We start from the raw sequence: 25,001 nt of genomic DNA, 5'->3' as shown, positions 1-25,001 counted from the left end.
GCGGGTATCATCGGGCCCTCATGCTTGAGCAACGCATCCAACAGCATTTCATCGACAGCGCCGACCTGAAGTACCAGGCCGCGCAGGTTCTGAGCCACCCCATCGCCGCCGCCGTGCAGGCCGTGCTGGCCTGCGTGACCAGCGGCGGCAAGGTGCTGGCCTGCGGCAACGGCCCCTCGGCCGCCGAGGCGCAGCAGTTCGCCGCGTTCTGCGTGGCCGGTTTCGAGCGCGACCGGCCCGAGCTGGCCGCGCTGGCCCTCACCTCCGACAGCACGCTGCTCACGGCCGCCACGGGTGGCAGCCACGATGCGGCGCAGCAGTTTGCGCGCCAGGTGCGAGCGCTGGGCCAGGCGGGCGACGTGCTGCTGGCGCTGTCGGTCACCGGCAATGACGCCAACCTGCTGGCCGCCGCCGAGGCCGCCCACGAGCGTGACATGACCGTGGTGGTGCTGACCGGCCGCACGGGCGGCAAGCTGGCCGCCCTGCTGCGCGAGACCGATGTGTTGATCAGCGTTCCGCACGACCGCGCCGCGCGCGTGCGCGAAGTCCATGCCCTGGTGCTGCATTGCCTGAGCGATGGCGTGGACGCCCAGTTACTTGGCGAACAGGAGATTCCCCTATGAAGCAAACCACCCTGAAACGTACCCGGCGCACCGTGTGCTCGGTGCTGGCCGCCGCCGCGCTGGCCGCGGGCCTGTCGGCCTGCGCGCCGTTGATCGTGGGCGGCGCCGTCGTGGGCGGCGTGATGGCCGTGGACCGCCGCACGACCGGCACGCAGATCGAGGACGAAGGCATCGAGCTGCGCGCCGCCAACCGCATCCGCGAAACCCTGGGCGACCGCGCCCATGTCAACGTGACCAGCTACAACCGCCAGGCCCTGCTGACCGGCGAGGTACCGAGCGCCCAGGACCGCCAGACCGTCGAGCAGATCGTGTCGCAGGTGGAGAACACGCGCTCGGTCGTCAATGACCTGGCCGTGATGCCCGCCAGCAGCCTGAGCCAGCGCTCCAACGACACCTTCATCACCGGCAAGGTGCGCGCCAGCCTGGTGGACGCCCAGGACATCTCGGCGAATTCCTTCAAGGTGGTGACCGAGCGCAACATCGTCTACCTGATGGGCCGCGTGTCGCAGCGCGAGGCCAACCGCGCCACCGAGATCGCCCGGGGCGTGAGCGGCGTGAGCAAGGTCGTGCGCGTGTTCGAGATCGTCTCGGAAGAAGAGCTGCGCCGCATCGCGCCGCAGCCCGCGCCAGTGACCACCGACAACAGCGCATCGCCCGGCGGTTGAAAGCGGGCGGTCAGGCTCGATAGCCTGCACAGCCCCTTGGGTCGAAACATCCCGGTTCGCATGACGCGGACCGGGATTTTTTCTTGAAGACCCTGCATCGCGCGTTGCGGCATGAAGCTGGCACGGCACAAGCGAGTGCACTCGCAGAGCCGGCTTCGCCAGGCCGAAGAGGCCGCGCGCGCTTCTGGCGCGTGCCACCGGGGCGCCGCAGGCGACCCAGGGGGCTACGTCAGCCTTTTGATCAGGCTCGACGTGTCCCAGCGGTTGCCGCCCATCTTCTGCACATCGGCGTAGAACTGGTCCACCAGCGCCGTCACGGGCACGCGCGAGCCGTTGCGCTTGGCTTCGTCGAGCACCAGGCCCAGGTCCTTGCGCATCCAGTCCACCGCAAAGCCGAAGTCGAACTTGCCGTCCACCATGGTCTTGCCACGGTTGTCCATCTGCCAGCTCTGGGCCGCGCCCTTGCCGATCACCTCCAGCACCTGTTTCATGTCCAGGCCCGCGTTCTGGCCAAACGCCACCGCCTCGGACAGCCCCTGCACCAGCCCGGCGATGCAGATCTGGTTGACCATCTTGGCCAGCTGGCCCGCGCCGCTGTCACCCAGCAGCGTGAAGGCGCGCGAGAACGCCATGGCCACGGGCTGGGCCGCCTCGAAGGCCGCCGCGTCGCCGCCGCACATCACGGTGAGCAGGCCGTTCTGCGCGCCGGCCTGGCCGCCGGAGACGGGGGCATCCACGAAGTGCAGGCCCAGGGCATGGGCGGCTGCGTACAGCTCGCGCGCCACCTCGGCCGACGCGGTGGTGTGGTCCACGAAGATCGCGCCCGGCTTCATCCCGGCAAAGGCGCCGTCGGCCCCCAGGGTGACGGAGCGCAGGTCATCGTCGTTGCCCACGCAGCAGAACACGATGTCGGCACCAGCCGCGGCCTCGCGCGGCGTTGCGGCATGCCTTGGCGCCTTGGCGCTGGCGTACTCCGTGCACCAAGCTATGGATTTTGTAGCGGTTCGGTTGTAGACCGTGACCTCATGCCCGGCCAGCGCGAGGTGGCCGGCCATCGGATAGCCCATCACGCCCAGGCCCAGGAAGGCGACCTTGCGGGATGGGGTTGCGTCGTAGTTGCGGGGATTGGTGCTTGGCATGGGAGTGGTTCTTGCAAAAAAAGGCCGCCACGGGGGCAGCGTTTGAAACTGGCGCGGCCCAGGCCAGCGGACGCCGTGGAACTGGCTTTGCCAGGCCACCAGCGTCGTCCCCCTTCCCGCGCGCAGCGCGAGAAAAGGGGGAAGCGGCGCAGCCGCTCAGGGGGTTGTCACACAATCGCGAAGTGCTCGGTGCCCGAGGCAAGGTCCGGCGATTTGGCGCGCTGGCTGTTGAGCTTGATCTGCAGGCGCAGGTCGTTGAGCGAATCGGCGTTGCGCAGCGCGTCTTCATAGCTGATCACGTTGGCCTCGTACAGGTCGAACAGTGCCTGGTCGAAGGTCTGCATGCCCAGGTTGCGGCTCTTCTTCATGATCTCCTTGATCTCGGAGACATCGCCCTTGAAGATCAGGTCGGAGATCAGCGGGGTGTTCAGCATGATTTCCACGGCCGCAGCACGGCCCTTGCCGTCCTGCTTGGGGATCAGGCGCTGGGACACCATGCCGCGCAGGTTGAGCGACAGGTCCATCAGCAGCTGCGCGCGGCGCTCTTCGGGGAAGAAGTTGATGATCCGGTCCAGCGCCTGGTTGGCGCTGTTGGCGTGCAGCGTGGCCAGGCACAAGTGGCCGGTTTCCGCAAAGGCCACGGCATGCTCCATGGTCTCGCGGTCGCGGATTTCACCCATCAGGATCACGTCGGGCGCCTGGCGCAGCGTGTTCTTCAGGGCCGCTTCCCAGCTGTCGGTGTCCAGGCCCACCTCGCGCTGCGTCACCACGCAGTTCTTGTGCGGGTGCACGAATTCGATGGGGTCTTCCACCGTGATGATGTGGCCGAACGAGTTCTCGTTGCGCCAGTCCACCATGGCGGCCAGCGTGGTCGATTTGCCCGAGCCCGTGGCACCCACCAGGATGCACAGGCCGCGCTTGGTCATCGTCACTTCTTTCAGCACCTGCGGCACGCCCAGGCCGTCGATGGTGGGCAGCGTGAGCGGAATCGTGCGCAGCACCATGCCGACCTTGCCTTGCTGGATGAACGCGTTGACGCGAAACCGCCCGATGCCGGCGGGCGAGATCGCGAAGTTGCACTCCTTGGTGCGTTCGAAATCGGCCACCTGCTTGTCGCTCATGATGGCGCGCGCCAGCGTGAGCGTGTGGTTGGGCGTGAGCGGCTGGGGCGACACCTTGGTCACCTTGCCATCGACCTTGATCGCGGGGGGGAATTCCGCCGTGATGAACAAGTCGCTGCCATTGCGGCTCACCATCAACTTGAGCAGGTCATTGATGAATTTACTGGCCTGATCGCGTTCCATCAGAATTTCTCCCGGGGGTGTTCGTCTGTCGGGTGGTCGTTGTGCAGGTGGTATCCGCGCATCATCATTTCTGGTTGTCGCTCAGGCGGGCGCTCACCACGCGCAGGCGCAGCGACAGCTTGCGGGCCAGCAGCGCGATCAGGCTGGCGGCGAGCTGCGGGTCCTTGGTCATCATGTCGTCCATGGCCTCGGCGCTCAGCACGGCGATCTCGCAGTCGGTGAGCGTGGTGCAGGCCGAAAAGCGGATGCCGCTGTCGAGCAGCGACATCTCGCCCAGGATGTCGCCGGGCCGGGTCTCGGCCAGGCGCAGCTGTTCGCCCCAGGGCTGCACGCGGTCCACCGCGATGGTGCCGGTGAGCAGCACCACCATGAAGTTGCCGTATTCGTCCTGGCGGATCACGTCGCGGTTGGACGGGATGGCCGCGAATTCGAAGAAACGCTCCATGCGCTCCACGGCGTCCTTGTCCAGGTGCGCCATGTACTTGTCCTTGGCCCACAGGCCCTGCAGCAGCTTGCCGCCACGGCTGGTGGGCAGGCGCTTGGCGCCCACTTCCACCGCACGCGCCTCCCAGGGCACGAGCATCGAATCGTCCACGCCCTGGCCGGCGAAGGCCGTGGAAAACAGCACCGAATCCGTGTTGTCCTCCATGGGCTTGCCGCCGCGGGTTTTCATTTTCAGAAGGCTCAGAATGCCTTTCATACAGTGCTCCGGTGTGCGGCAGCTCGTCGGGCCGCAGGGTACATGGGTGCCGCGCGCGGATCAGCCCGGGAAGTTTTCGGGGATCTTGGCCTTGGCGCGCGCCTCGGCCGGGCTGATGATGTTGCGGCGAACGAGGTCGGTGAGATTCTGGTCCAGCGTCTGCATGCCCACGCTGTTGCTGGTCTGGATGGTGGAGTACATCTGCGCCACCTTGGCCTCGCGGATCAGGTTGCGGATGGCGCTGGTGCCCAGCATGATCTCGTGCGCCGCCACGCGGCCCGAGCCGTCCTTGGTCTTGCACAGCGTCTGCGAGATCACGGCCTGCAGCGATTCGGACAACATCGCGCGGACCATTTCCTTTTCTTCGGCGGGGAACACGTCGATGATCCGGTCGATGGTCTTGGCGGCGCTGGAGGTGTGCAGCGTGCCGAACACCAAATGGCCCGTTTCCGCCGCCGTCATGGCCAGGCGGATGGTTTCCAGGTCGCGCATTTCGCCCACCAGGATGGCGTCCGGGTCTTCGCGCAGCGCGGACTTCAGCGCGGCGGCGAACGACAGCGTCATCGGGCCGACTTCACGCTGGTTGATCAGGCACTTCTTGGATTCGTGCACGAACTCGATCGGGTCCTCCACCGTGAGGATGTGGCCGTACTCGGTTTCGTTCAGGTAGTTGACCATGGCGGCCAGCGTGGTGGACTTGCCCGAGCCCGTGGGGCCGGTCACCAGCACCAGACCGCGAGGCTTCAGGGCCAGGTCGCCGAAGATCTTGGGCGCATTGAGCTGCTCGAGCGTGAGGATCTTGGAGGGAATGGTCCGGAACACGGCGGCCGCGCCACGGTTCTGGTTGAAGGCGTTGACGCGAAAGCGGGCCAGGCCTTCGATCTCGAACGAGAAGTCGACCTCCAGGAACTCTTCATATGTCTTGCGCTGCGAGTCGCTCATGATGTCGTACACCATGGCATGCACCGTCTTGTGGTCGAGCGCATCGACATTGATGCGGCGGACATCCCCGTGGACCCGGATCATGGGCGGCAGGCCTGCGGAAAGGTGCAGGTCGGAGGCCTTGTTCTTGACGCTGAAAGCGAGCAGTTGGGTAATGTCCACGGAATCCCTCTATCGTTTGATACGCTGTCAAACATTATGACCACGATTGCTAACAACCTCCAACAGGTTCTGGGCAGGATGGCGCGGGCGTGCACAGCCGCCTCGCGCGACCCGGCCAGCGTGTCCTTGCTGGCGGTTTCCAAGACCTTTGGCGCCGACGCCGTGGCCGAGGCCGTGGCCGCCGGGCAGCGCGACTTCGGCGAGAACTACATCCAGGAAGGGGTGGACAAGATCATCGCCCTGCGCGCCGCCGCGCCCGGCGTGGCGCTGCAGTGGCACTGCATCGGGCCCATCCAGAGCAACAAGACGCGCCTGGTGGCCGAACACTTCGACTGGGTGCACACGGTGGACCGCCTGAAGATCGCCGAGCGCCTGTCGGCCCAGCGGCCGGAGCACCTGGTGCCGTTACAAATATGCGTTCAGGTCAACATCGATGGCGGGGCCACCAAGTCGGGCGTGGCGCCGGCCGACGCGCTGGAACTGGTGCGTGCTGTCGCGAAACTGCCACGGCTGGTGGTGCGCGGGATCATGAGCATCCCGGACCATGCTCCTGAATTCGAAGCACAGTTGGCCATCCACACCCGCGCCCGAGCGCTTTTTGACGAGATATGCGCCCTGAACGAGCCAGGCTTGGCTCGTTTTGACACGCTCTCGATGGGCATGACGGCCGACCTGGAGGCCGCCATCCACGCCGGCAGCACGATGGTGCGCGTGGGCACCGGCATTTTTGGAGGTCGGACTTACCCCGCCTGAAGCATGAGCCGGTCGATCAGCCCGGCAGCTGGAACCGCCCCACGCAGTCCAGCGCCGCTGTCACATCGGCCTCGCTCACGTCCAGATGCGCCACCCAGCGCAGGCGCGTGGCGACGCCGTACAGGCTGCTCGTCACCCGCACGCCATGCTCGGCCAGCCAGGCGGTGAAGGCCGGGGCCACATCCGCATGCAGGTCGGTGAAGAGGATGTTGGTCTGCCAGGGGTGGACCGTGATCTTGCCCTGCAGCACCGGATGGCGCTGGTTGATATCGCTCAGCCCCTGGGCCAGCCGTGCCAGGTTCGCATGGTCGTCGGCCAGTCGGCGCACGTGGTGCTCCAGCGCATGGTGGCCTGCTGCGGCCAGCACGCCGGCCTGGCGCATGCCGCCGCCCAGGATCTTGCGGGTGCGGCGCGCCTGGCGGATGAAGTCGCGCGAGCCCAGCACCAGCGAGCCCACGGGGGCGCCCAGGCCCTTGCTCAGGCACAGCGACACCGAATCGAAATGGCTGCACAGCGAACGCGCCTCGTCGTACACATCGGTGCCGTGGCGCGCCGCGTTGGCCGTGGCGGCGTTGAACAGGCGAGCGCCGTCCAGGTGCATCGCCAGCCCCCGGCTGCGCGCCAGCTGGGCTACCTCGGCGATGTAGGCGGGCGGCAGCACCTGGCCGCCGGTCGTGTTCTCCAGCACCACCAGGCGGGTGCGGGCAAAGTGCGGGTCGTCGGGCTTGATGGCGGCGGTGATGTCGGCAATGCGCAAGGTGCCGTCGGGCTGCGTCTCCACCGGCTGCGGCTGGATGGAGCCCAGCACCGCCATGCCACCGGCCTCCCAGCGGTAGGTGTGCCAGCTCTGGCCCACGATGGCCTCGTCGCCGCGCTGGCAGTGGCCCCACAGCGCGATCAGGTTGGTCTGCGTGCCCGAAGGTGCGAGCAGCGCGGCCTCGAAGCCCAGCAACTGCGCCGCATGCTCCTGCAGTGCGTTCACGGAAGGGTCGTCGGCAAACACATCGTCGCCCAGCGGGGCCTTGAACATGGCCTCGCGCATGGCGGGCGTGGGCTGGGTGACGGTGTCGCTGCGAAAGTCGGGCATGGGCGCGGTCCTCGTGGGTCGGGTCAATGAATGCAAAGACCGGCCATGTTAGTCGCGTTGGCCTCCCCTGCGGCCGCAAGGCGCTCGGCCGGCGACATGGGCGCTGCCGAGGCCAGGGACGCCGAGCCAGGGCCGCCCCGCAGCGAGGGCGTCGTCCCCCTGGGGGGAAGGCGCCGAAGGCGACTCAGGGGGGCTACGGTCTGGTCATCTTGCAGTCCGTGCCTTGCGCCAGCTCATTGCCGGTGTAGGCGGCATCGGTGCGGAAGCCATAGTTCGTGCCTTCCCAGCCCACCTTCACGGTCTTGCCGTCCACCGGCGCGATGGTGTTGACCACCTGCGGCAGCAGCAGCTGGTGGTCCTCGCCGCGCATGCGCACGGGGCCCACCACCGAGTCGATGGTCAGGTCTTCCAGCGCGCGGGCCACCTTCACCGGGTCGGTGGACTGTGCCTTGTTGATGGCCGCGGCCAGAAAGCGCGGCGTCATCTCGATGCGCGGCGCGAGGAAGTCCTTGCCCGTCTTGGCCTGGTAGGCCTTGGCGAGCGCGTCCACCTTGGGGGTGTCGGCCTGGCCCGGGTGCCATTCGGCCACCCAGGTCAGCTGGCCCTGCTTGGCCTGCGACACCGCCAGTACCGTGCCGGGAATGGAGCCCGCGCTGTGGTTGAAGTAGCGCAGGTTGTAGCCCGCGTCACCCGCCGCCTTGAGCAGCAGCGTCATGTCCTGCCCCCAGTTGCCGGTGATGACCGAGTCGGCCTCGGTGCTCTTGACCTTGGCGAGGTAGGGCGCGAAGTCCTTCACGCGGCCGATGGGGTGCAGCGCCTCGCCCACGAACTGGATGTCGGGCCGCGCCAGGCCCACCATCTCGCGGCCGTAGTGCGCCCACTGCTTGCCATGCGCGTAGTCCTGGTTGAGCAGGTACACCTTCTTGATGTCCGGCTGCTTCTTGATGTAGTTGGCGATGGCCTTCATCTTCATGGCGGTGTTGGCCTCGAACTGGAAGTGCCAGAAGTTGCAGGCCTTGCCGGTGAGCTCGGGGTCGATGGAGGAGTGGTTGAGCACCAGGATCTCCTTGCCCGGGTTGCGCTGGTTGTGGCGCGCCGCGGCCTGCACCAGCGCCGTGACCACCGACGAGCCCGAGCCGCCCGTCACGATGGCCTTGGCCCCCTGGTCGATGGCCGCCTGCAGCGCGCTCTGGCTCTCCTGGGCCGAGAGCTTGCTGTCGAACTGCAGCAACTGCAGCTTCGTGCCCTTGAGCACGCCGCCCTTGGCGTTGATGTCCTCGATGGCGTACTGCGTGTGCGTGAGCATGAGCTCGCCCACGTTGGCGAAGGGGCCCGAGAGCGGGTCGATGTAGGCGACCTTGAAGGTCTCCTGCGACCAGGCCGTGGAGGCGGCGGCGGTGCACAGCAGGGCCGCACAGGCGGCCAGGGGCGTGAAGGAACGCGTCAGGGGGTGGCGCAGCATGGTGCTTGTCTCGCTTTCTTGTCGTGGTGAGACCGGGGCGGGCTTGCCACCCCGGCGGGAGGGAGAAGGCTGGGCCCGTCAGTCGAGCGCGATGCCCAGGCTGCGTATCAGCGGGTGCCAGCGCGACACCTCGGCCGTGATCATCTGCGTGAACTCCTGCGGCGTGTTGCCCACGGGCTCGATCCCCACCTCGCGGTACCGGGCGCTGGTCTGCGGCGACAGCAGGGCCTGGGCGATGGCTTTCTGCAGCGCCTGCACGGTGGCATCCGGCGTGGACGCATGCACCGCCACGCCCACCAGCGCCGTGGCCTCCACGCCCTTGAGTCCCAGTTCCTCGAACGTGGGGACATCGGGCAGGCGCGGGTGGCGCCGGCTGTCGGCCACCGCCAGCGCGCGCAGCTTGCCCGCCTGCAGGAAGCCGCCCGCGGCCGCGTAGTCGCTCATCACCGCCGGGATCTGCCCGCCCGCCAGGTCGGCGAGCGCGGGCGACGATCCCTTGTAGGGGATGTGCGTCATCTTCAGTCGGGCGTGGTGCATGAGCATCTCCATCGCCATGTGCTGCGGCGTGCCCGCGCCCGCCGAGCCAAAGTTGAGCGTGCCGGGCTGGCGCCGCGCCTGCTCGATGAACTCCTTCGCGTCCTTGGCGTCGCAGGCGGGGCCCACGACCAGGATCATCGGGGCGCGCGCCAGCAGCGTCACGAGCTTGAGGTCCTTGTCGGGCGCGTAGCCGAGCTTGCGGTACAGCACCGGGTTGAAGACCAGCGTGCCGTTGTCCACGTTGATGAGCGTGTGCCCGTCGGCCGGGCCGCGCAGCACATCGGCCACGGCGATGGCGCCATTGCCGCCGGGCTTGTTGTCCACCACCACGCTCTGGCCCACGGCGGCCGACATGGGCTGGCCCACCGTGCGCGCCATGAAATCGGAGCCGCCGCCCGCGGGGTAGGGCACGATCCAGCGCAGCGGCTTGGCCGGGAAAGGGGCGGAGGCGTGCAGCGCGCGGCTCAGGCCGAGCGATGTGGCGCCGAGCAGCGCCAGTGTGGATCGTCGTGACAGCAGCATGGTGGCTAGGTTTCCTTGAGGGGTGTGTGGGGGCGAAAGACTCTCGCCGCGCTCAGCGCGCGGACCGGCGCCGGGCGCGCAGGCCCAGCACCCGGTAGGCCAGGGTGGACAGCTCCTGCGCCACTTCGTCGGCCGACAGGCGGCCGTCCGGCCGGTACCAGTTGTAGAGAAAGCCCGGCAGGCTGCAGGCCGCCAGGGCGGTGATCTTGGTGTCGTGGAACTCGAACATGCCGTCCTCGCGGCCTTCCTCGAGCAGGGCGCAGAGCTTGTCGTAGAAATGGTTGGCCAGCTGCTTCTGGGTGGCCAGGTATTCGGGGCGGTACACCTGGGGTTCGCGGTACGGAAAGAACGCCGACGGGTGGTGCGCGAGCGTGGCGCGGATCAGGCGGTCGATGCCCTCGGCCACCTTCACGTGCGCGGGGCGCGGGTCGTCCTCGGCGAAGTCCATGGCCGTGAAGCACGCCACGGCGGGTGCCCACGACAGGGTCTCGAAGATCTCCTGCTTGTTGCGGAAGTAGTAGTAGACGAAGGGCTTGGTCACCCCCAGCTTCTGCACGATCTGCTCGATGGTGGTGTTGGCGTAGCCCTGCGCATCGAACAGCGCCTCTGCTGCGCGCAGGATGCGCTCGCGCTTCTCGTCCGACCCGGCCGTGGCGGCTTTCTGCCGGCCGCTGGCCTGCATGGGGAGCTGCTGGCCCATGGCAGGCTGTCCTTTGTGTGACGGTTGATTTATACCCATGGGTAGCATTGTTCTACCGGTCGGTATATATTGGCAAGACGCTGGCGGGCAGGGGTGCCTATCGCAAACCCTTAGCAAGCCCTTAGAACCAGCGATTCCAGACACCTCGGAGACAACGCCATGCCACAGACCGCACCGCAGCTGCCGCTGCACGAACACCTGCGCCGCCACGCGCGCGAAACGCCCGACCGCACCGCGTACCTCTGGTACGGCCAGCCCGTCACCTGGGCAGAGCTCGACGCGGCCAGCGACGCCTTCGCCGCGCGCCTGCAGGCGCTGGGCGTGGGCAAGGGCGAGCCCGTGGCGCTGTTCATGAACAACTGCCCGCAGTACGTGATGGCGCACTACGGCATCCAGAAGATCGGCGCCATCGTCTGCCCCTGCGGGCCGCTGAACAAGGAGCACGAGCTGGAATACCAGCTCACCGACCTGCAGGCGCGCGTGATCGTCGCGGCCGACGTGCTGCTGCCCGTGGTGGACAAGGTGCGCGCCAGCACGGCGCTGCGGCACGTGTTCGTGGTGCGCTATGCCGAGCTGCTGCCCGACGGCGCGCTCAGCATCGACGCGCCCGCCGAGCTGCTGGCCATGCGTGCCGCCATGGCGCCAGCCCCCGCGGGTTGCGAGGACTTCCTGGCCGCCACGCGCACCGGGCAGCGGCCCGCGCCCGTGGCGCTGTCCATGGACGATGTCTCGCTCATGACCTACACCTCGGGCACCACGGGGTTGCCCAAGGGCGCGATGCTGAGCTACGGCAACGCCACCTTCAAGACCGCCGCGTCGGCCGACTGCAATGGCATGACGCAGCAGGAGACGCTGCTCGCGGTGGCGCCGCTGTACCACATCGCCGGCATGGTGATGGGCGTGAACCTGCCCGTCTACACCGGCGCCACGGCCGTGCTGCTGTACCGCTTCGATCCGCTGGGCGTGGCCCAGGCGCTGGAGCGCCACCGCATCACCTGGTGGTACAGCATCGCGCCCATGAACGGCGCGCTCATGCAGGTGCCGGGCGCGCGCGCCATGGACTGGAGCGCGCTGCGCCGCAACCCGGTCACGAGCTTTGGCATCACCTTCACCGAGGCGCTCGCCCAGCAGTGGCGGCAGTTCGCGCCCCATTGCATCGCGCACGAGGCCGCCTACGGCTTGAGCGAAACCCACACGGTGGATACCGCCATGCCGGTGGACGCGATCCGCTGGGGCACCCAGGGCAAGCCGGTGCCGGGCAACACCTTGCGCATCGTCGACCCCGACACCGGCGCGCCGCTGGCCACGGGCGAGGTGGGCGAGATCACCATCCACGGCCCCGGCAACTTCAAGGGCTACTGGAACAAGCCCGAGGCCACGGCCAAGACCCTGCGGGACGGCTGGGTCTACACCGGCGACATGGGCAAGATCGATGCCGACGGCTACGTCACCTTCATCGGCCGCTTCAAGGAGATGATCAAGGTCTCGGGCTACAGCGTGTTCCCGGAAGAGGTGGAGACCCTGCTCATCAAGCATCCCGCCGTGGCCCAGGCCGCCGTCATCGGCGTGCCCGACGCGGAAAAGGGCGAGGTGGTGCGTGCCTTCATCGTGAAGAAACCCGGCCAGGACGTGGACGCCGCTGCCCTGGTGGCCTGGTGCCGCGAGAACATGGCGCCCTACAAGGCCCCGCGCGAGGTGCGCTTCATCGACGCGCTGCCGGCCACGGGCGCCGGCAAGGTGCTGCGCCGCCTGCTGCGCGACCTTTGAACCAGAAACGATTCCAGCGCTTGCCCATCCTGCGCTGGCAGCTCCACCAACCATAGCAACACCCCATGCCATCGCCCGCTCTGTTCACCAAAGTTCTTGTCGCCAACCGGGGGGAGATTGCGCTGCGCACCGTGCGCGGCCTTCATGACCTGGGCATCGCCAGCGTGGCCGTGTTTGCCGATGACGATGCGGCCAGCCCGCACGTGCAGGCCGCGGGCACCGCCGTCGCCCTGGGCGCCACCGGGCCCGCCGCGTACCTGGACGGCGCGCGCATCATCGCCATCGCGCAGGCGCAGGGCTGCGACGCCGTGCACCCCGGCTACGGCTTCCTGAGCGAACGCGCCGACTTCGCGCGCGCCTGCGCCGGGGCCGGCCTGCGTTTCATCGGCCCCACGCCTGCGCAGCTCGCGCTGTTCGGCGACAAGGCGCAGGCCCGCGCGCTGGCGCTGCAGCAGGGCGTGCCGCTCATGCCGGGCACCCAGGCGGCGGTGTCGCTGGAGGAGGCCCAGGCCTTCTTCGCGCAGCAGGGCGGCGCCGGCATCGTGATCAAGGCGATTGGCGGCGGCGGCGGGCGCGGCATGCGCGCCGTGCAGGCGCAGGACGACCTGCCCGCCGCCTACGCGCGCTGCCGCAGCGAGGCGCAGGCAGCGTTTGGCGTGGACGGCGTGTATGTGGAGCGGCTCATGTCCAACGCGCGCCACATCGAGGTGCAGGTGCTGGGCGACGGCCAGGACGTGGTCGCGCTGGGCGAGCGCGAGTGCACGCTGCAGCGGCGCTTTCAGAAGGTGGTGGAGATCGCGCCCAGCCCTTCGCTGCCCGCGCCGCTGCGTGAACGCATCATCGCCGCCGCGCTGGCCATGGCGCGCGCGGTGGCCTACGAGGGCCTGGGCACCTTCGAGTTCCTGGTGGACCTGGCCTCCAGCGACGTGCCCTTCGTGTTCATCGAATGCAACCCGCGCCTGCAGGTGGAGCACACCATCACCGAAGAGGTGACCGGCGTGGACCTGGTACAGGCGCAGATCGCGCTGGCGGCCGGCCGCAGGCTGCAAGACATCGGGCTCGACCCCGCCGCGCCGCCCGCCGTGCGCGGCTTTGCGGTGCAGTGGCGCATCAACGCCGAGACGCTGGACGCGCAGGGCGGTGCCACCCCCGGCAGCGGCACGCTCACCCGCTTCGACCTTCCCACCGGCCCCGGCGTGCGCGTGGACACGCACGGCGCAGCGGGCGCCACGCCCTCGCCGCACTACGACACGCTGCTGGCCAAGCTCATCGTGCACACGGGCGGCCCGCGCTTTGCCGATGCGCTGCGCCGCTCGCGGCGCGCGCTGGACGAGTGCCGCATCGGTGGCGTGGCCACCAACCTCGCGCTGCTGCAGGCCCTGGCCGCGCGGCCCGAAATGGAAAGCCAGCAGGTGCACACGCGCTGGCTGGAGTCGGTGCTGCCAGAACTGCTGGTTGCTACCAAAAATATAGCTACTGGCGCATATGATTCAAGCGCTAGCGCTCAAAACCCCCAAAATCCGTCAGCGCCCGCACCCGAAGGCGCCGTGCTCGCTCCCATGCCCGCGCGCCTCGTGCAACTGAGCGTGTCCGAGGGCGACGTGGTGGCCGCGGGTGCCGAGCTGGCCGTGCTCGAGTCCATGAAGATGGAGCACATGCTGCTGGCGCCGAATGCGGGCCGCGTGCGCGCGCTGCTCGCGGTGCCGGGCGGCTACCTCGTGCAGGGCCAGCCGCTGCTGGTGCTCGATGCCGTGGAGGGGGCGGACCTCGCCCAGGACGCACAGGGCGCGCAGCAGGACCTGGATGCCATTCGCCCCGACCTGCAGCGCGTGCGGGACCGCCACGCCTTCACGCTCGACGCCGCGCGGCCCGAGGCCATCGCCAGGCGCCACGCCCAGGGCGGGCGCACCGCGCGCGAGAACATCGCCGACCTGTGCGACGCGGACAGCTTCATCGAATACGGCACGCTGGCCATCGCCGCGCAGACGCGCCGCCGCAGCCTGGATGACCTCATCGCCAACACGCCCGCCGACGGCATGGTCACGGGCATCGGCGGCATCAACGGTGCGCTGTTCGGGCCCGAGAAGTCCCGCGCCGTGGTCATGTCCTACGACGCGACCGTGCTCGCGGGCACCCAGGGCGCGCGCAACCACGCCAAGACCGACCGCATGCTGGGCGTGGCGCTGGCGCAGAAACTGCCCGTGGTGCTGTTCGCCGAAGGCGGCGGCGGCCGCCCGGGCGACACCGACATGCCCGTGGTGGCCGGCCTGCACGTGCACACCTTCGCCAGCTACGCCGCGCTCTCGGGCCAGGTGCCGGTGATCGGCATCGCGGCGGGGCGCTGCTTTGCGGGCAACGCGGCCCTGCTGGGCTGCAGCGACGTGATCATCGCCACGCGCGGCAGCAACATCGGCATGGGCGGCCCGGCCATGATCGAGGGCGGCGGCCTGGGCGTGTTCAAGCCCGAGCACATCGGCCCCAGCCGCGTGCAGCATGCCAACGGCGTGATCGACGTGCTGGTGGACAACGAGGCCGGGGCCGTGGCGGCCGCGCGGCACTACCTGTCGTTCTTCCAGGGGCGCACCGGTGCCTGGACGGCGCCGGACGCACGGGCCCTGCGCTCCGTGGTGCCCGAGAACCGGCTGCGCGTGTACGACACCCGCGCGGCGATGGCCGGCCTGGTGGACGACGGCAGCCTGCTGCCGCTGCGCACCGGCTTCGGCGCGGGCATCCACACGGCGCTGGCGCGCATCGAGGGCCGCCCCGTGGGCATCCTGGCCAACAACCCGCTGCACCTGGGCGGCGCCATCGACGCCGATGCGGCCGACAAGGGCGCGCGCTTCATGCAGCTGTGCAACGCGCACGGCCTGCCCATCGTGAGCCTGGTGGACACGCCCGGCTTCATGGTCGGCCCCGAGGTGGAGGCCACGGCCCAGGTGCGCCACGTGAGCCGCCTGTTCGTCACCGCCGCCAGCCTGCGCGTGCCGTATTTCAGCGTGGTGCTGCGCAAGGGCTACGGCCTGGGCGCCATGGGCATGACGGCCGGGGGCTTTCACGCGCCGGTGTTCACCGTGGCCTGGCCCACGGGCGAGTTCGGCGCCATGGGGCTCGAAGGCGCGGTGCGCCTGGGCTTCCGCAAGGAGCTGGAGGCCTTGCCCGAGGGCGCCGAGCGCGACGCGCTGTTCGCCAAGCTGCTGGCCAGGTCGTACGCCAACGGCGAGGCGCTGCACATGGCGACCACGCTGGAGATCGACGCGGTGATCGACCCGGCCGACACGCGCGCATGGCTGGCACGGGGCCTGGCATCGGCGCAGGTGGCGCCGCCCGGGCACCGGTTCGTGGACACCTGGTAGGGCAGCGCGCGGGCCGCGCGCTGCATGCTAAGCTGGCCCGCCTTGCCCGCCCCACGCCGGGGCGGCGCCCCTGTTTGACGGAGACTTTTCACCATGCCCGGACTGCTGCCCGATATCGATCCCGATGGTTTGCTCGAGTTTTCGGTGGTCTACACCGACCGCGCGCTCAACCACATGTCCAAGCGCTTCACCGGCGTGATGCAGGACATCCTGGCCACGCTCAAGGAGGTCTACCACGCCCACACCGCCGTGCTGGTGCCCGGCAGCGGCACCTTCGGCATGGAGGCCGTGGCGCGCCAGTTCGCCAATCGCGAGAAGGTGCTCATCGTGCGCAACGGCTGGTTCAGCTACCGCTGGACGCAGATCTTCGACGCCGACAAGGGCCTGGGCGGCGGCTCCGTGGTGTGCAAGGCGCGCCCGCAGGGCAGCGGCCCGCAGGCGCCCTGGGCGCCGTGCCCGGCCGAGGAAGTGGCGGCCACCATCCGCGCCGAAAAGCCCAAGGTCGTGTTCGCGCCCCATGTGGAAACGGCCAGCGGCATCATCTTGAGCGACGACTACCTGCGCACCCTGACGGCCGCGGCCCACGAGGTGGGCGCGCTGTTCGTGCTCGACTGCGTGGCCTCGGGCGCGATGTGGGTGGACATGCAGGCCACCGGCGTGGACGTGCTGATCTCGGCCCCGCAAAAGGGCTGGAGCGGCTCGCCCTGCTGCGCCATGGTGATGCTCAGCGAGCGCGCGCGCCAGGCCATCGACGGCACCACGAGCAGCAGCTTCTCGTGCGATCTCAAGAAGTGGATGCAGATCGCCGAGGGCTACGAAAAGGGCCAGCACGCGTACCACACCACCATGCCCACCGACGCGCTGGTGCGCCTCTCCGAAGTGATGGCCGAGACGCGCGAATACGGTTTTGCCAAGGTGCGCGACGAGCAGATCGAGCTGGGCGCCAAGGTGCGCGCGCTGCTCGAGTCGCGCGGCTTCCCGAGCGTGGCGGCCGAGGGCTTCAAGGCCCCCGGCGTGGTGGTGAGCTACACCACCGACCCCGGCATCCAGAACGGCAAGAAGTTCATGGAGGTGGGCCTGCAGACCGCCGCCGGCGTGCCGCTGCAGTGCGACGAGGGGCCGGACTTCAAGACCTTCCGCATCGGCCTGTTCGGCCTGGAGAAGTGGCACAACGTGGACCGCACGGTGGGCCACCTGAGCACCGCGCTCGACCAGGTGGCCCCGCGCGGCTGAACCGGGCCGCCGCCCGTGTTTCGCGGGCCTCTTGAAAAAAAAGCCACCCGCGGGTGGCTTTTTTTCGTGGTGGCCGGGCGCGGTGGTGGTGCCTGGGGGCTCGGCACGCACCGGGCGGCAAGTGCGCGCCGCGGACCGCCCGAGACCGCAGATGCACACGGCGCGGTGATTCATGCGTGCAGAGAATCCCTAGGGGGCCTGGGTTTCGCGCTCGGCCTCTTCGGCCGCGTGGGCGCGCGCGATCGCCAGGATCACGTCGCGCGCGAGGCGCCGCTTGGGCACGGGCAGGCGCAGGTAGATGTCGAACAGCTCGCGGTCCTGGTAGCCCAGGCCCGCATGCCACTGCGCCTGCCGCTCCCGCACGCGCAGGGGCTCTGCATCGCCGTAGCCCAGCTGCTGCACCGGCACCTGCAGCCATTCGGCCAGGGTGGTGAGCTTCTTGTGGTCGGGCATGGTCTCGCCCAGCAGCCAGCGGCGCACGCCGTGCAGCGTCATGGGCTTGCCCCAGTGGCGGGTGTTGAACTCGCGCTCCAGCACCGCCGGCCTGGGTTCATAGCCTGCGTCCATCATCGCCTTGCGTAACCGGTCCGCAAACTGTCTTTTTGCATCCTGCATGCAGTCACACTAAAAAGGCGCGCAGGAGCTGCGGTGATTCTTGTATATAGTCACGCAATCAATTTGCTCGTTGGTTACGTAGCGGGTCTGCCCGCCAATTCAGGGGCAACGAGCGGCCTTGCAAGGAGGGTGGCGTGGCTGTCGAACACCGAAGGATGGAAACCTGGGAAGCCCGGCGGGAGCGGGTGGGCTGGTTTCCCGGTGCCTGCATGCGCGCGGCAGCCCTGCCGGGCGGGCGGCGGCCGCGCGGGTGGCCCGGCCGCCGGCCCATTGTGCGGGGTTCTGCATTGCGCCACAGTCACCCATGTACTTGCGCGGCGGTGACGCCCGCGGTGCGCGGGCTGCCGCACTGACAGGGGGCCGGGACGTGTGCAGCAGCGGCCCCCGCCACCCCCGCGAAGGATCGCTGCCGCCCTGCGCAGGGCGGGACCACCCCGTGGGGGGCTGCTCCCAGGACGGCGCCCGGCCGGTGGCGGCAGTGGTGCCCGCCCCGCCCGTGGACGACCGTGAACGCCAGCGGCTCATCCTGACGCCCGCCCAGCGGCAGATGATCCTGGCGAACGTGCGGCGGTTGCGGGAGCTGCGGGAGGAGGAGCGCGCCGCGCGCGGCATCCTGGCCAGGGAGCCCGCGCCCCGCGAATGACAGTGGGTGCGCCTGGACGGCCGGGGCGCGAGTGGAGACGGGGCATGCGCCGGGGCCGGGCATGGTAGGGTGAATGCATCTTGAATCCCCCGCCGGCCGGCCGGCCGCCCCGCCCGCCCGCATGCTGCCTGTCCGATGCCATGACCCAGGAATCCGAACCGCTGCCACAAGCCCTTGCCCTGCAACGTGCGAGGCGCCACGCCCTGGGGCTGCTGGTGCTGGTGTCGGCCGTGTTCGTGGCCACCAGCGTGGTGGAGCGCGGCCTGTGGCTGAACTGCCTGAAGGCCGTGGCCGAGGCCGCGATGGTGGGCGCGCTGGCCGACTGGTTCGCGGTGGTGGCGCTGTTTCGCCGCCCGCTGGGCCTGCCGATCCCGCACACGGCGGTCATCGCGCGCAACCAGGCGCGCATCGGCCGCAACCTGGCGGTCTTCGTGCGCGACAAGTTCCTGGACGTGCCCTCGCTGGTGGCGCTGATCCGCCGGCACGACCCCGCCGAGCGGCTGGCGCAGTGGCTCACGGCACCCGGCAACGCCGCGCTCCTGGGCCACCAGGCCACCCGCCTGGCGTCGGCCGCGCTCGAGACGGTGCAGGACGCGCAGGTGGAGCGCTTCATTCAGAAGGCGGCGCGCGCATTGATCGGGCAGGTGGACATGTCGCGGGCCCTGGCGGCGGTGCTCGACACCCTCACGCACAACGGCCGCCACCAGGCGCTGCTGGACGACGTGCTGGGCAAGCTCATCGAGCTGCTGCAGAACGAGCAGACCCGTGCCTGGGTGGCGCAGACCATCGTGGCCTGGCTCAAGAAGGACCACCCGCGCACCGAGAGGCTATTGCCCAGCGACTGGCTGGGCGACAAGGGCTCGGCCCTGCTGGCGCGCGCGCTGGAGAGCGTGATGGCCGATGTGGCCGCCAACCCGCAGCACGCCTTGCGCGCGCAGTTCGACGCAGCGGTGCAGCGCTTCATCGAGCGCCTGCGCGGCGACCCCGATTGGGCGCGCAAGGGCGAAGAGATCCGCGCCTGGCTGCAGACCGATGCCACGGTGGGTGGCTATGTGCAGGCGCTGTGGCAGGACCTGCGCGGGGCGCTGCAGCGCGATCTGGCCGACTCGGATTCGGTGCTGGCGCGGCAGGTGCGCAACCTGGGGCAGTGGCTGGGCCAGTCGCTGGCGGGGGATGCGGCGCTGCGGCAGTCGCTCAATGACCGGCTGGAGCGGTGGGTGGAGAGCCTGGCGCCGGATGTGTCGGCGTTCATTGCGCAGCACATTGAGGACACCGTGCGGCGATGGGATACCGAGGAGATGACGCAGCTGATTGAGCTGAACATTGGCAAGGACCTGCAGTACATCCGCATCAACGGCACCGTGGTGGGCGGGCTGATCGGGCTGGTGCTGTTTGTGGTGTCGCACGCTGGGGAGATTTGGCGGGCGGTGGTGGGCAGCTGACCACTCGTTCGGGCTGAGCCTGTCGAAGCCGGTGCGTTCCACCCCAACCGTTCGGGCTGAGCTTGTCGCAGCCAGGGCGTGCTGGTTCGAAAAGCATGCTGGTGTTGAGGGCGGAGGCCGGGACTCGCCTCGGCGGGCGAGGTACTTGTTCTTTGCTTCGCCAAAGAAAAGTACCCAAAAGAAAGGCGACCCCCAGTCTGCGACCCCTGCGCTTCGCTACGGGGCAAACCTGCGTCGGTGCGGTTGCGGGGTGCGCCGTGGAACTCGCTTTGCGCCTGCGGCGCGCCGCTCGGACAACCACGGCGAGTCAGAGCACGAGGCATGGGCGCTGCGACGCCCATGCTCACCCCGCAACCGCCCCGCCGCAGGCGCAGCCAGCAGGGGGTGGGAGCCGAACAGCCAACAGCCGAGCAGCCACACGGGCCATCGCGTTGCTCGGCCGCGCCAGCGCTGCGCTGCTAGCGGGCCGCCTGATCCGCCGCCATGTTGGCTGCGTGTTCTTCCTGCAGATGCTGCGCAATCTGCGCCCAGGCCTGCTTGGCCTCGGCGTCCTGCGCCCAGGCGTAGCAACTGGCGATGTGCATGGCCGTCACCGCATGGTGCGGGTCGAGCGCAAAGGCCACCTCGCACTGCAGCGCCGCCTGGCGCCACATCGCGGTCGCATCTTCTGATCCTTCTTTCTGCAGCGCATGGGCCTCTGCGACCCACGCCTGCCCCAGGCGAAACGCAGCAGCATGTTGAGTGGGGGCGGCGTCATGCGCCCGTTGAAACAACACTCCCGCCTGCCGCCACAGCGCCCGCGCTGCGGCAAAGTCTTGCGTGGCTACGGCTTGCGCTTGGGCTACGAGGGCGTTGCCGGATTGGAGGAGGGAGGTGGGGGAGTCGCTGGGCATGGGTTTGGGAGGCGGGAACGATGGGGTTGAGGATTGTCGGAGGTTTTGCTGGCTGCTGTCGGCGAAGACCTACCGGTTACAGCTAGAAAAAGCAGACGTTCAATGCGCAGCGTGTCCGTATCCAGCGACCTGTTAGACCTCAGGGTTCCCATATCCGTGGATCTTTTGGTTCGCGAGGATCATCACCATTGCTACTGTGACCAGATATGCAGTGCGTCCGTCGTCCAGCTTGAATGGCTGTCCGTCCCCCATGGACACCTGCTTGGACGCCTTGAGAGAGGCCACCCAGTCGCGCACTGGCGCTGCCTTAAAGGAGGCGCTCTTAGGGTGGTGGGCAAAGTGGTTCCTAATTCTTCGAATTAGATGCAGGTCTACGCATAGCGGCTGCGGAAGGAAGCCGAAGGCTTGAGCGAAATCGATGCGCTGAGAAAACGTCGCCAGAGGGCCATTGGTGCCAAATATTCTGTCGCTCAGCGAGCGGTCGGCCATGCACGCTTGAAGAAATAGACCCAGAAAGTTTTCTACGTAGCTTCCGGCCAAGACCGCAGCTCCTCGGTCTGTTTCGCCCCGGAACAGCTCAAACATATCCGTGTAGTCTTCCGGGGTGGTTTCGATGGGCTTCATCTGAGGTCTAGCGCAATTGAGGCCGCCGAACCTGCGCGACATGCTGGGCGACGCGGGATTCTCTGGACATGGGCTTCTCCTGAGAGCGGCTTATAGGACTGTGTTCTCAAAACCTCAGCAACTCCGGATGCTTGATCTTCCCCCCGCGCACCAGCATCTTCCCGTACTCCGCACACCGGTTCAGCGTGGGAATCACTTTCCCCGGATTCAACAGCCCCGCCGGGTCAAACGCGTGCTTGAGCCCGAACATCTGCGCGTTCTCCTCGGCCGTGAACTGCACGCACATGCTGTTGAGCTTCTCCACGCCCACGCCGTGTTCGCCCGTCACCGTGCCGCCCATGGCCACGCTGGTCTCCAGGATGTCCGCGCCAAACAGTTCGCAGCGGTGCAGCTGGTCGGCATCGTTCGCATCGAACAGGATCAGCGGGTGCAGGTTGCCGTCGCCCGCGTGGAATACGTTGGCGCAGCGCAGCTGGTACTTCTTTTCCATCTCCTGGATGGCCAGCAGGATGTCCGCCAGGCGCTTCCTCGGGATGGTCGAGTCCATGCACATGTAGTCGGGGCTGATGCGGCCGCTGGCGGGGAAGGCGTTCTTGCGGCCGCTCCAGAAGCGCAGGCGTTCGGCCTCGTCCTGGCTGACCGAGATGGCGGTGGCACCCGCCGCGCGCAGCACGTCGCTCATGCGGCCGATTTCTTCTTCCACCTCCTCGGGCGTGCCATCGCTTTCGCACAGCAGGATGGCTTCGGCCGTGAGGTCGTAGCCTGCGTGCACAAAATCTTCCACGGCGGCGGTCATGGGCTTGTCCATCATCTCCAGGCCGGCGGGGATGATGCCGGCGGCGATCACGGCCGCCACGGCGTCGCCCGCTTTGCGCACGTCGTCGAAGCTGGCCATGATGCAGCGCGCCAGCATGGGCTTGGGGATGATGCGCACCGTCACCTCGGTGATCACCGCGAGCATGCCTTCGCTGCCGATCACGGCGGCCAGCAGGTCGTAGCCAGGGGTGTCCAGCGCATCGCTGCCGAACTCCACCGGCTCGCCTTCCACCGTGAAGCCCTTCACCTTGAGCACGTTGTGCACCGTGAGACCGTATTTCAGGCAGTGCACGCCGCCCGAGTTCTCTGCCACGTTGCCGCCGATGGTGCAGGCGATCTGGCTGCTGGGGTCGGGCGCGTAGTACAGGCCGTAGGGCGCGGCGGCCTCGCTGATGGCCAGGTTGCGCACGCCGCACTGCACCACGGCCGTGCGGCTCACCGGGTCGAGGTCGAGGATGCGGTTGAACTTGGCGAGCGAGAGCGTGACGCCCAGGGCATGCGGCATGGCGCCGCCCGACAGGCCCGTGCCCGCGCCGCGCGCCACCACGGGCACCTGCAGGTGGTGGCAGGCCTTGAGCACGGCCTGCACCTGCTCGTATGTTTCGGGCAGGCACACCACCAGCGGGCGCTGGCGGTAGGCGGTGAGGCCGTCGCATTCGTAGGGGGTGGTGTCTTCGGCGTGCCACAGCAGCGCGTGCGCGGGCACCACGCGGCTCAGGGCCTGGACAACCTCGGCCTGGCGTGCGGCGCGTTCGGACAGGGCTGTGGTGGGTTCGGCGGCAGTGTTCATGGCCGCCACTGTAGAGGAAGCCCGCGCGCGGGAGCGTGAGTTTTCTTGCAGCGGTCTGTGAAATGGCCTGGGTGTGGCCGTTTACTATCAACCAATGAGCGGCTGGCGCATATGGACAAAGCGCTGGAGGCTCCTTTGCCTTGAATTGGGCCGGTGGGCGGCCCGCAGCCCCCCTCCTCATCCTCCTCCTCCTCACACCGGCCCGGGGCTCACCGGGCGTTGGCTGCCTTCCAGAAGCCACAGGCGTTTGCTGGCGCGCGTCATGGCGACATACAGCATGTTGCGTTCGCGATAGGCCTCCTGCCGGGCGGCACTGCGCGGAAAGCGCCCGCGCTCCACCAGGGGCACGGCCACATGGTCGTATTCATGCCCCTTGCAGCGCTCCACCGTCAGCAGCTGCAGGCTGGAGGCTTCCTGCTGGGTGTGCTGGTGGATGCTGGCCTGCACCATGAGCGTGAGCCGGCCCAGGAATTCGTCCACGGACAAGCCGGCGCAGATGCGGGCCAGCGCCGCCAGGCTGTCCCTGCAGTAGCGCAGCTCCTGCGGGCTGATGGGCGCCTGCGCGAAGAAGCGGTGCACCAGCGGGTGCGCGCACAGCTGCCCGGCGTCGGCGCAGGCCTCGGGGGGCAAGGCCAGCAATTGTTCGAACACGGGGGAGGCCACCGGGGCCTGGGGGTTGAAGCTGGCGCGCACCAGGAACCGGCGCACCAGGTCCTGCCTGCCGATGAGTTCCGCCGCCACGGCGCGGGTGTCCATTTCGACGGGGGAGTCCTCCACCAGCGCCTGCATGTCGAACGCGCCGTTGGCCAGCACGTCCTGGTCCGGCTGGCTGCCGCGCCGCACGTAGCGCAGCAGGCCTTCCATGGCGCTGCTCAGAATGCCCTGCGTGAGCCGCACGCCGGTGCCGCAGCCCTGCATGGCCCCCATGATGGCCAGCACCAGGGCGATCTCGCGGCGCTGGTAGAAGCGCTTCAGCCCCAAGCAGGCGTAGTGCACGCCTTCGTGGGCGAACATCCATTCCAGCAGGATGGAGTCTTCCGGCGACCGCAGCACCACGTTCAGGCAAGGAGGGGGCGTGGTGCCGCCGGGCGCGGGGGGCTGCTGGTGCAGCACGGCGTCGTGGATCGCCAGCAGTTGCCGGGCGCAATCCTCGTCGTCGGTGTAGCTGCGCCGCTCGAACGCGGAGGGCTTGGTGGGGTAGTGCGCGGCAAATTCCACGCCGAACAGGGGGTTCAGCCCCTGGCAGATGGCGTTGCCGAAGCGGTAGGTGGTGTTGAGGGCGACCACCTGGGTGTCCGCGGGCAGTTCCTGCCGGATGCGGGCCAGGCTGTCGCCGAAGACGGAGAACGCGCCGGGCAGGATGTGCTGGTTGAAGTCTCCCGCGCCGACGAACAGACCGTTGCCGCCCTGCACCAGATGCCGCAGCACCAGCATGGCGGCTTCGTCCAGGTCCTGCAGCTCATCGAACAGCACCGCATCGAAGCGCCCCTGCAGCGGCGCGAAGGCATCGCCGAAATCCAGCTCCCCGAGCTGCGTGGCCACTTCATACGTGCAGTCGCCCGGTGCGTAGAAATGCGGCTCGTGGTTCAGCCCCCGGCGCAGGCGTTCGTACTTCACCAGCAGCTGGTAGAGCCCGTAGTCGAGCTGGTGCTCGCGGCAGTAGGGCAGGGCGCCGAGGTCCGAGCGGTCCATGTCGCGCAGCAGCAGTTGCTGCTTGGCCCGGGCCTCGAAGTCGGCGAAGGCCTGCACGTCCAGTTCACGCGACAGGAAGTCGCCGGCCTCGGGCGCCCTGTCCAGCGCCGGGTCCTGGAGCAGCGCGGTGTGGGCCTGGCGGACCAGCAGGTTCTTTTGCAGGGGCTCGGTGACACGCACCAGCTCGTCGCCCTGTTCCTTGAGCACGGTGGCGCACAGCTGCTCCACGGTCATGATCTGCACCTGGCGCGGAATGGCCGGAACGAGCTTTTCCAGGCGCTGCGCAATGGCGGCCAGCCCGGCCTCCGAATACGCGAGCATCAGGATGCGGCTTGCGCCCTGGGTGCGCAGGAGGTCGGCGGCCTTGATGGCCAGGGTGGTGGTCTTGCCCGTGCCCGCGAGCGCGTTGACCAGCACCGCGCTCGCCGTGGCGTTGAGCACCGCGTTCTGCTCCAGCGTGGGGTATCTCTTCTTGAAGTGGGCGTCTTGTGGCACGGCGTGGTGAGATGGTGGAGAGGTCAAGAGACAGGACAGGCG

At 68.6% G+C, this 25,001-nt stretch carries 21 protein-coding genes; 8 read left to right on the top strand and 13 right to left on the bottom strand.

Annotation, left to right across the window (positions count from 1 at the left end):
* The first annotated feature begins 20 nt into the window (after positions 1–20).
* Both AC1RVY_RS06745 and AC1RVY_RS06740 read left to right on the top strand, forming a co-directional pair.
* The gene (locus AC1RVY_RS06745) at positions 21–623 is read left to right on the top strand and encodes an SIS domain-containing protein (RefSeq protein ID WP_218297335.1); all 603 of its coding nucleotides are present in this window, start codon (positions 21–23) and stop codon (positions 621–623) included.
* The gene (locus tag AC1RVY_RS06740; protein ID WP_492805892.1) at positions 620–1,288 is read left to right on the top strand and encodes a BON domain-containing protein; all 669 of its coding nucleotides are present in this window, start codon (positions 620–622) and stop codon (positions 1,286–1,288) included. The genes AC1RVY_RS06745 and AC1RVY_RS06740 overlap by 4 nt, the downstream gene beginning before the upstream one ends.
* A gap of 224 nt (positions 1,289–1,512) precedes the next feature.
* Here AC1RVY_RS06740 and AC1RVY_RS06735 read toward each other — a convergent pair whose 3' ends face one another.
* From AC1RVY_RS06735 to AC1RVY_RS06720, 4 genes are all read right to left on the bottom strand, one after another.
* On the bottom strand, positions 1,513–2,427 hold the full coding sequence (locus AC1RVY_RS06735; protein WP_218341360.1) for an NAD(P)-dependent oxidoreductase: 915 nt from the start codon (positions 2,425–2,427) through the stop codon (positions 1,513–1,515).
* Between the two features lie 167 nt (positions 2,428–2,594).
* Complete coding sequence (locus tag AC1RVY_RS06730) at positions 2,595–3,731, bottom strand: PilT/PilU family type 4a pilus ATPase (protein ID WP_218297332.1); 1,137 nt, start codon at positions 3,729–3,731, stop codon at positions 2,595–2,597.
* Between the two features lie 64 nt (positions 3,732–3,795).
* Entirely contained in the window at positions 3,796–4,431 is a 636-nt protein-coding gene (locus AC1RVY_RS06725; RefSeq protein ID WP_218297331.1) for a Crp/Fnr family transcriptional regulator, read from the bottom strand.
* 60 nt (positions 4,432–4,491) lie between these two features.
* Positions 4,492–5,535, bottom strand: coding sequence for a type IV pilus twitching motility protein PilT (locus AC1RVY_RS06720; RefSeq protein WP_010463046.1), 1,044 nt, complete (start codon positions 5,533–5,535; stop codon positions 4,492–4,494).
* A gap of 36 nt (positions 5,536–5,571) precedes the next feature.
* Between AC1RVY_RS06720 and AC1RVY_RS06715 the strand changes: the two genes are divergently transcribed.
* A complete protein-coding gene (locus tag AC1RVY_RS06715) occupies positions 5,572–6,288 on the top strand; it encodes a YggS family pyridoxal phosphate-dependent enzyme (RefSeq protein ID WP_492805889.1) in 717 nt (238 codons plus the stop codon).
* Between the two features lie 16 nt (positions 6,289–6,304).
* Here AC1RVY_RS06715 and ltaE read toward each other — a convergent pair whose 3' ends face one another.
* The 4 genes from ltaE to AC1RVY_RS06695 all read right to left on the bottom strand — a co-directional run bounded on the left by ltaE (position 6,305) and on the right by AC1RVY_RS06695 (position 10,596).
* Positions 6,305–7,375 (bottom strand): low-specificity L-threonine aldolase, encoded by a 1,071-nt coding sequence (gene ltaE, locus AC1RVY_RS06710; protein WP_492805887.1) that lies wholly within the window; start codon positions 7,373–7,375, stop codon positions 6,305–6,307.
* 193 nt (positions 7,376–7,568) lie between these two features.
* Positions 7,569–8,837, bottom strand: a complete 1,269-nt coding sequence (locus AC1RVY_RS06705; RefSeq protein WP_492805886.1) for a branched-chain amino acid ABC transporter substrate-binding protein — start codon at positions 8,835–8,837, stop codon at positions 7,569–7,571.
* Between the two features lie 78 nt (positions 8,838–8,915).
* Positions 8,916–9,896: a Bug family tripartite tricarboxylate transporter substrate binding protein gene (locus AC1RVY_RS06700; protein WP_218297327.1), complete on the bottom strand. Its 981-nt coding sequence runs from the start codon at positions 9,894–9,896 to the stop codon at positions 8,916–8,918.
* Positions 9,897–9,948: 52 nt separating this feature from the next.
* Positions 9,949–10,596: a TetR/AcrR family transcriptional regulator gene (locus tag AC1RVY_RS06695; protein WP_492805884.1), complete on the bottom strand. Its 648-nt coding sequence runs from the start codon at positions 10,594–10,596 to the stop codon at positions 9,949–9,951.
* Positions 10,597–10,755: 159 nt separating this feature from the next.
* Here AC1RVY_RS06695 and AC1RVY_RS06690 point away from each other — a divergent pair, with 159 nt between their 5' ends.
* From AC1RVY_RS06690 to AC1RVY_RS06680, 3 genes are all read left to right on the top strand, one after another.
* The gene (locus AC1RVY_RS06690; RefSeq protein WP_218341364.1) at positions 10,756–12,363 is read left to right on the top strand and encodes an AMP-binding protein; all 1,608 of its coding nucleotides are present in this window, start codon (positions 10,756–10,758) and stop codon (positions 12,361–12,363) included.
* 65 nt (positions 12,364–12,428) lie between these two features.
* On the top strand, positions 12,429–15,716 hold the full coding sequence (locus AC1RVY_RS06685; protein WP_492805882.1) for an acetyl-CoA carboxylase family protein: 3,288 nt from the start codon (positions 12,429–12,431) through the stop codon (positions 15,714–15,716).
* Between the two features lie 93 nt (positions 15,717–15,809).
* Positions 15,810–16,949: an aminotransferase class V-fold PLP-dependent enzyme gene (locus tag AC1RVY_RS06680; protein WP_369641209.1), complete on the top strand. Its 1,140-nt coding sequence runs from the start codon at positions 15,810–15,812 to the stop codon at positions 16,947–16,949.
* 189 nt (positions 16,950–17,138) lie between these two features.
* Here AC1RVY_RS06680 and AC1RVY_RS06675 read toward each other — a convergent pair whose 3' ends face one another.
* Positions 17,139–17,564 carry an XRE family transcriptional regulator gene (locus tag AC1RVY_RS06675; RefSeq protein ID WP_218297323.1) on the bottom strand — a complete coding sequence of 142 codons (426 nt, stop codon included), beginning with the start codon at positions 17,562–17,564 and terminating at the stop codon, positions 17,139–17,141.
* A gap of 436 nt (positions 17,565–18,000) precedes the next feature.
* Between AC1RVY_RS06675 and AC1RVY_RS06670 the strand changes: the two genes are divergently transcribed.
* Together AC1RVY_RS06670 and AC1RVY_RS06665 are read left to right on the top strand one after the other, a co-directional pair.
* A complete protein-coding gene (locus AC1RVY_RS06670; RefSeq protein ID WP_492245708.1) occupies positions 18,001–18,207 on the top strand; it encodes a hypothetical protein in 207 nt (68 codons plus the stop codon).
* Between the two features lie 140 nt (positions 18,208–18,347).
* Positions 18,348–19,649 carry a DUF445 domain-containing protein gene (locus AC1RVY_RS06665; RefSeq protein ID WP_492805879.1) on the top strand — a complete coding sequence of 434 codons (1,302 nt, stop codon included), beginning with the start codon at positions 18,348–18,350 and terminating at the stop codon, positions 19,647–19,649.
* Positions 19,650–20,107: 458 nt separating this feature from the next.
* On the opposite strand, the gene AC1RVY_RS06660 is transcribed toward AC1RVY_RS06665, so the two are convergent.
* The 4 genes from AC1RVY_RS06660 to AC1RVY_RS06645 all read right to left on the bottom strand — a co-directional run bounded on the left by AC1RVY_RS06660 (position 20,108) and on the right by AC1RVY_RS06645 (position 24,959).
* On the bottom strand, positions 20,108–20,302 hold the full coding sequence (locus AC1RVY_RS06660; protein WP_492805877.1) for a hypothetical protein: 195 nt from the start codon (positions 20,300–20,302) through the stop codon (positions 20,108–20,110).
* A gap of 372 nt (positions 20,303–20,674) precedes the next feature.
* On the bottom strand, positions 20,675–21,166 hold the full coding sequence (locus tag AC1RVY_RS06655) for a hypothetical protein (protein WP_492805875.1): 492 nt from the start codon (positions 21,164–21,166) through the stop codon (positions 20,675–20,677).
* A gap of 106 nt (positions 21,167–21,272) precedes the next feature.
* The gene (locus AC1RVY_RS06650; protein WP_492805873.1) at positions 21,273–22,772 is read right to left on the bottom strand and encodes an FAD-linked oxidase C-terminal domain-containing protein; all 1,500 of its coding nucleotides are present in this window, start codon (positions 22,770–22,772) and stop codon (positions 21,273–21,275) included.
* Between the two features lie 192 nt (positions 22,773–22,964).
* Positions 22,965–24,959, bottom strand: coding sequence for a UvrD-helicase domain-containing protein (locus tag AC1RVY_RS06645; RefSeq protein WP_492805871.1), 1,995 nt, complete (start codon positions 24,957–24,959; stop codon positions 22,965–22,967).
* Positions 24,960–25,001 lie beyond the last annotated feature (42 nt).

Source organism: Acidovorax sp. GW821-FHT11A03, from assembly GCF_058809075.1.
Note: the sequence above shows the minus strand (reverse complement) of the source record. Positions and strands in the feature narration are given on the sequence as shown.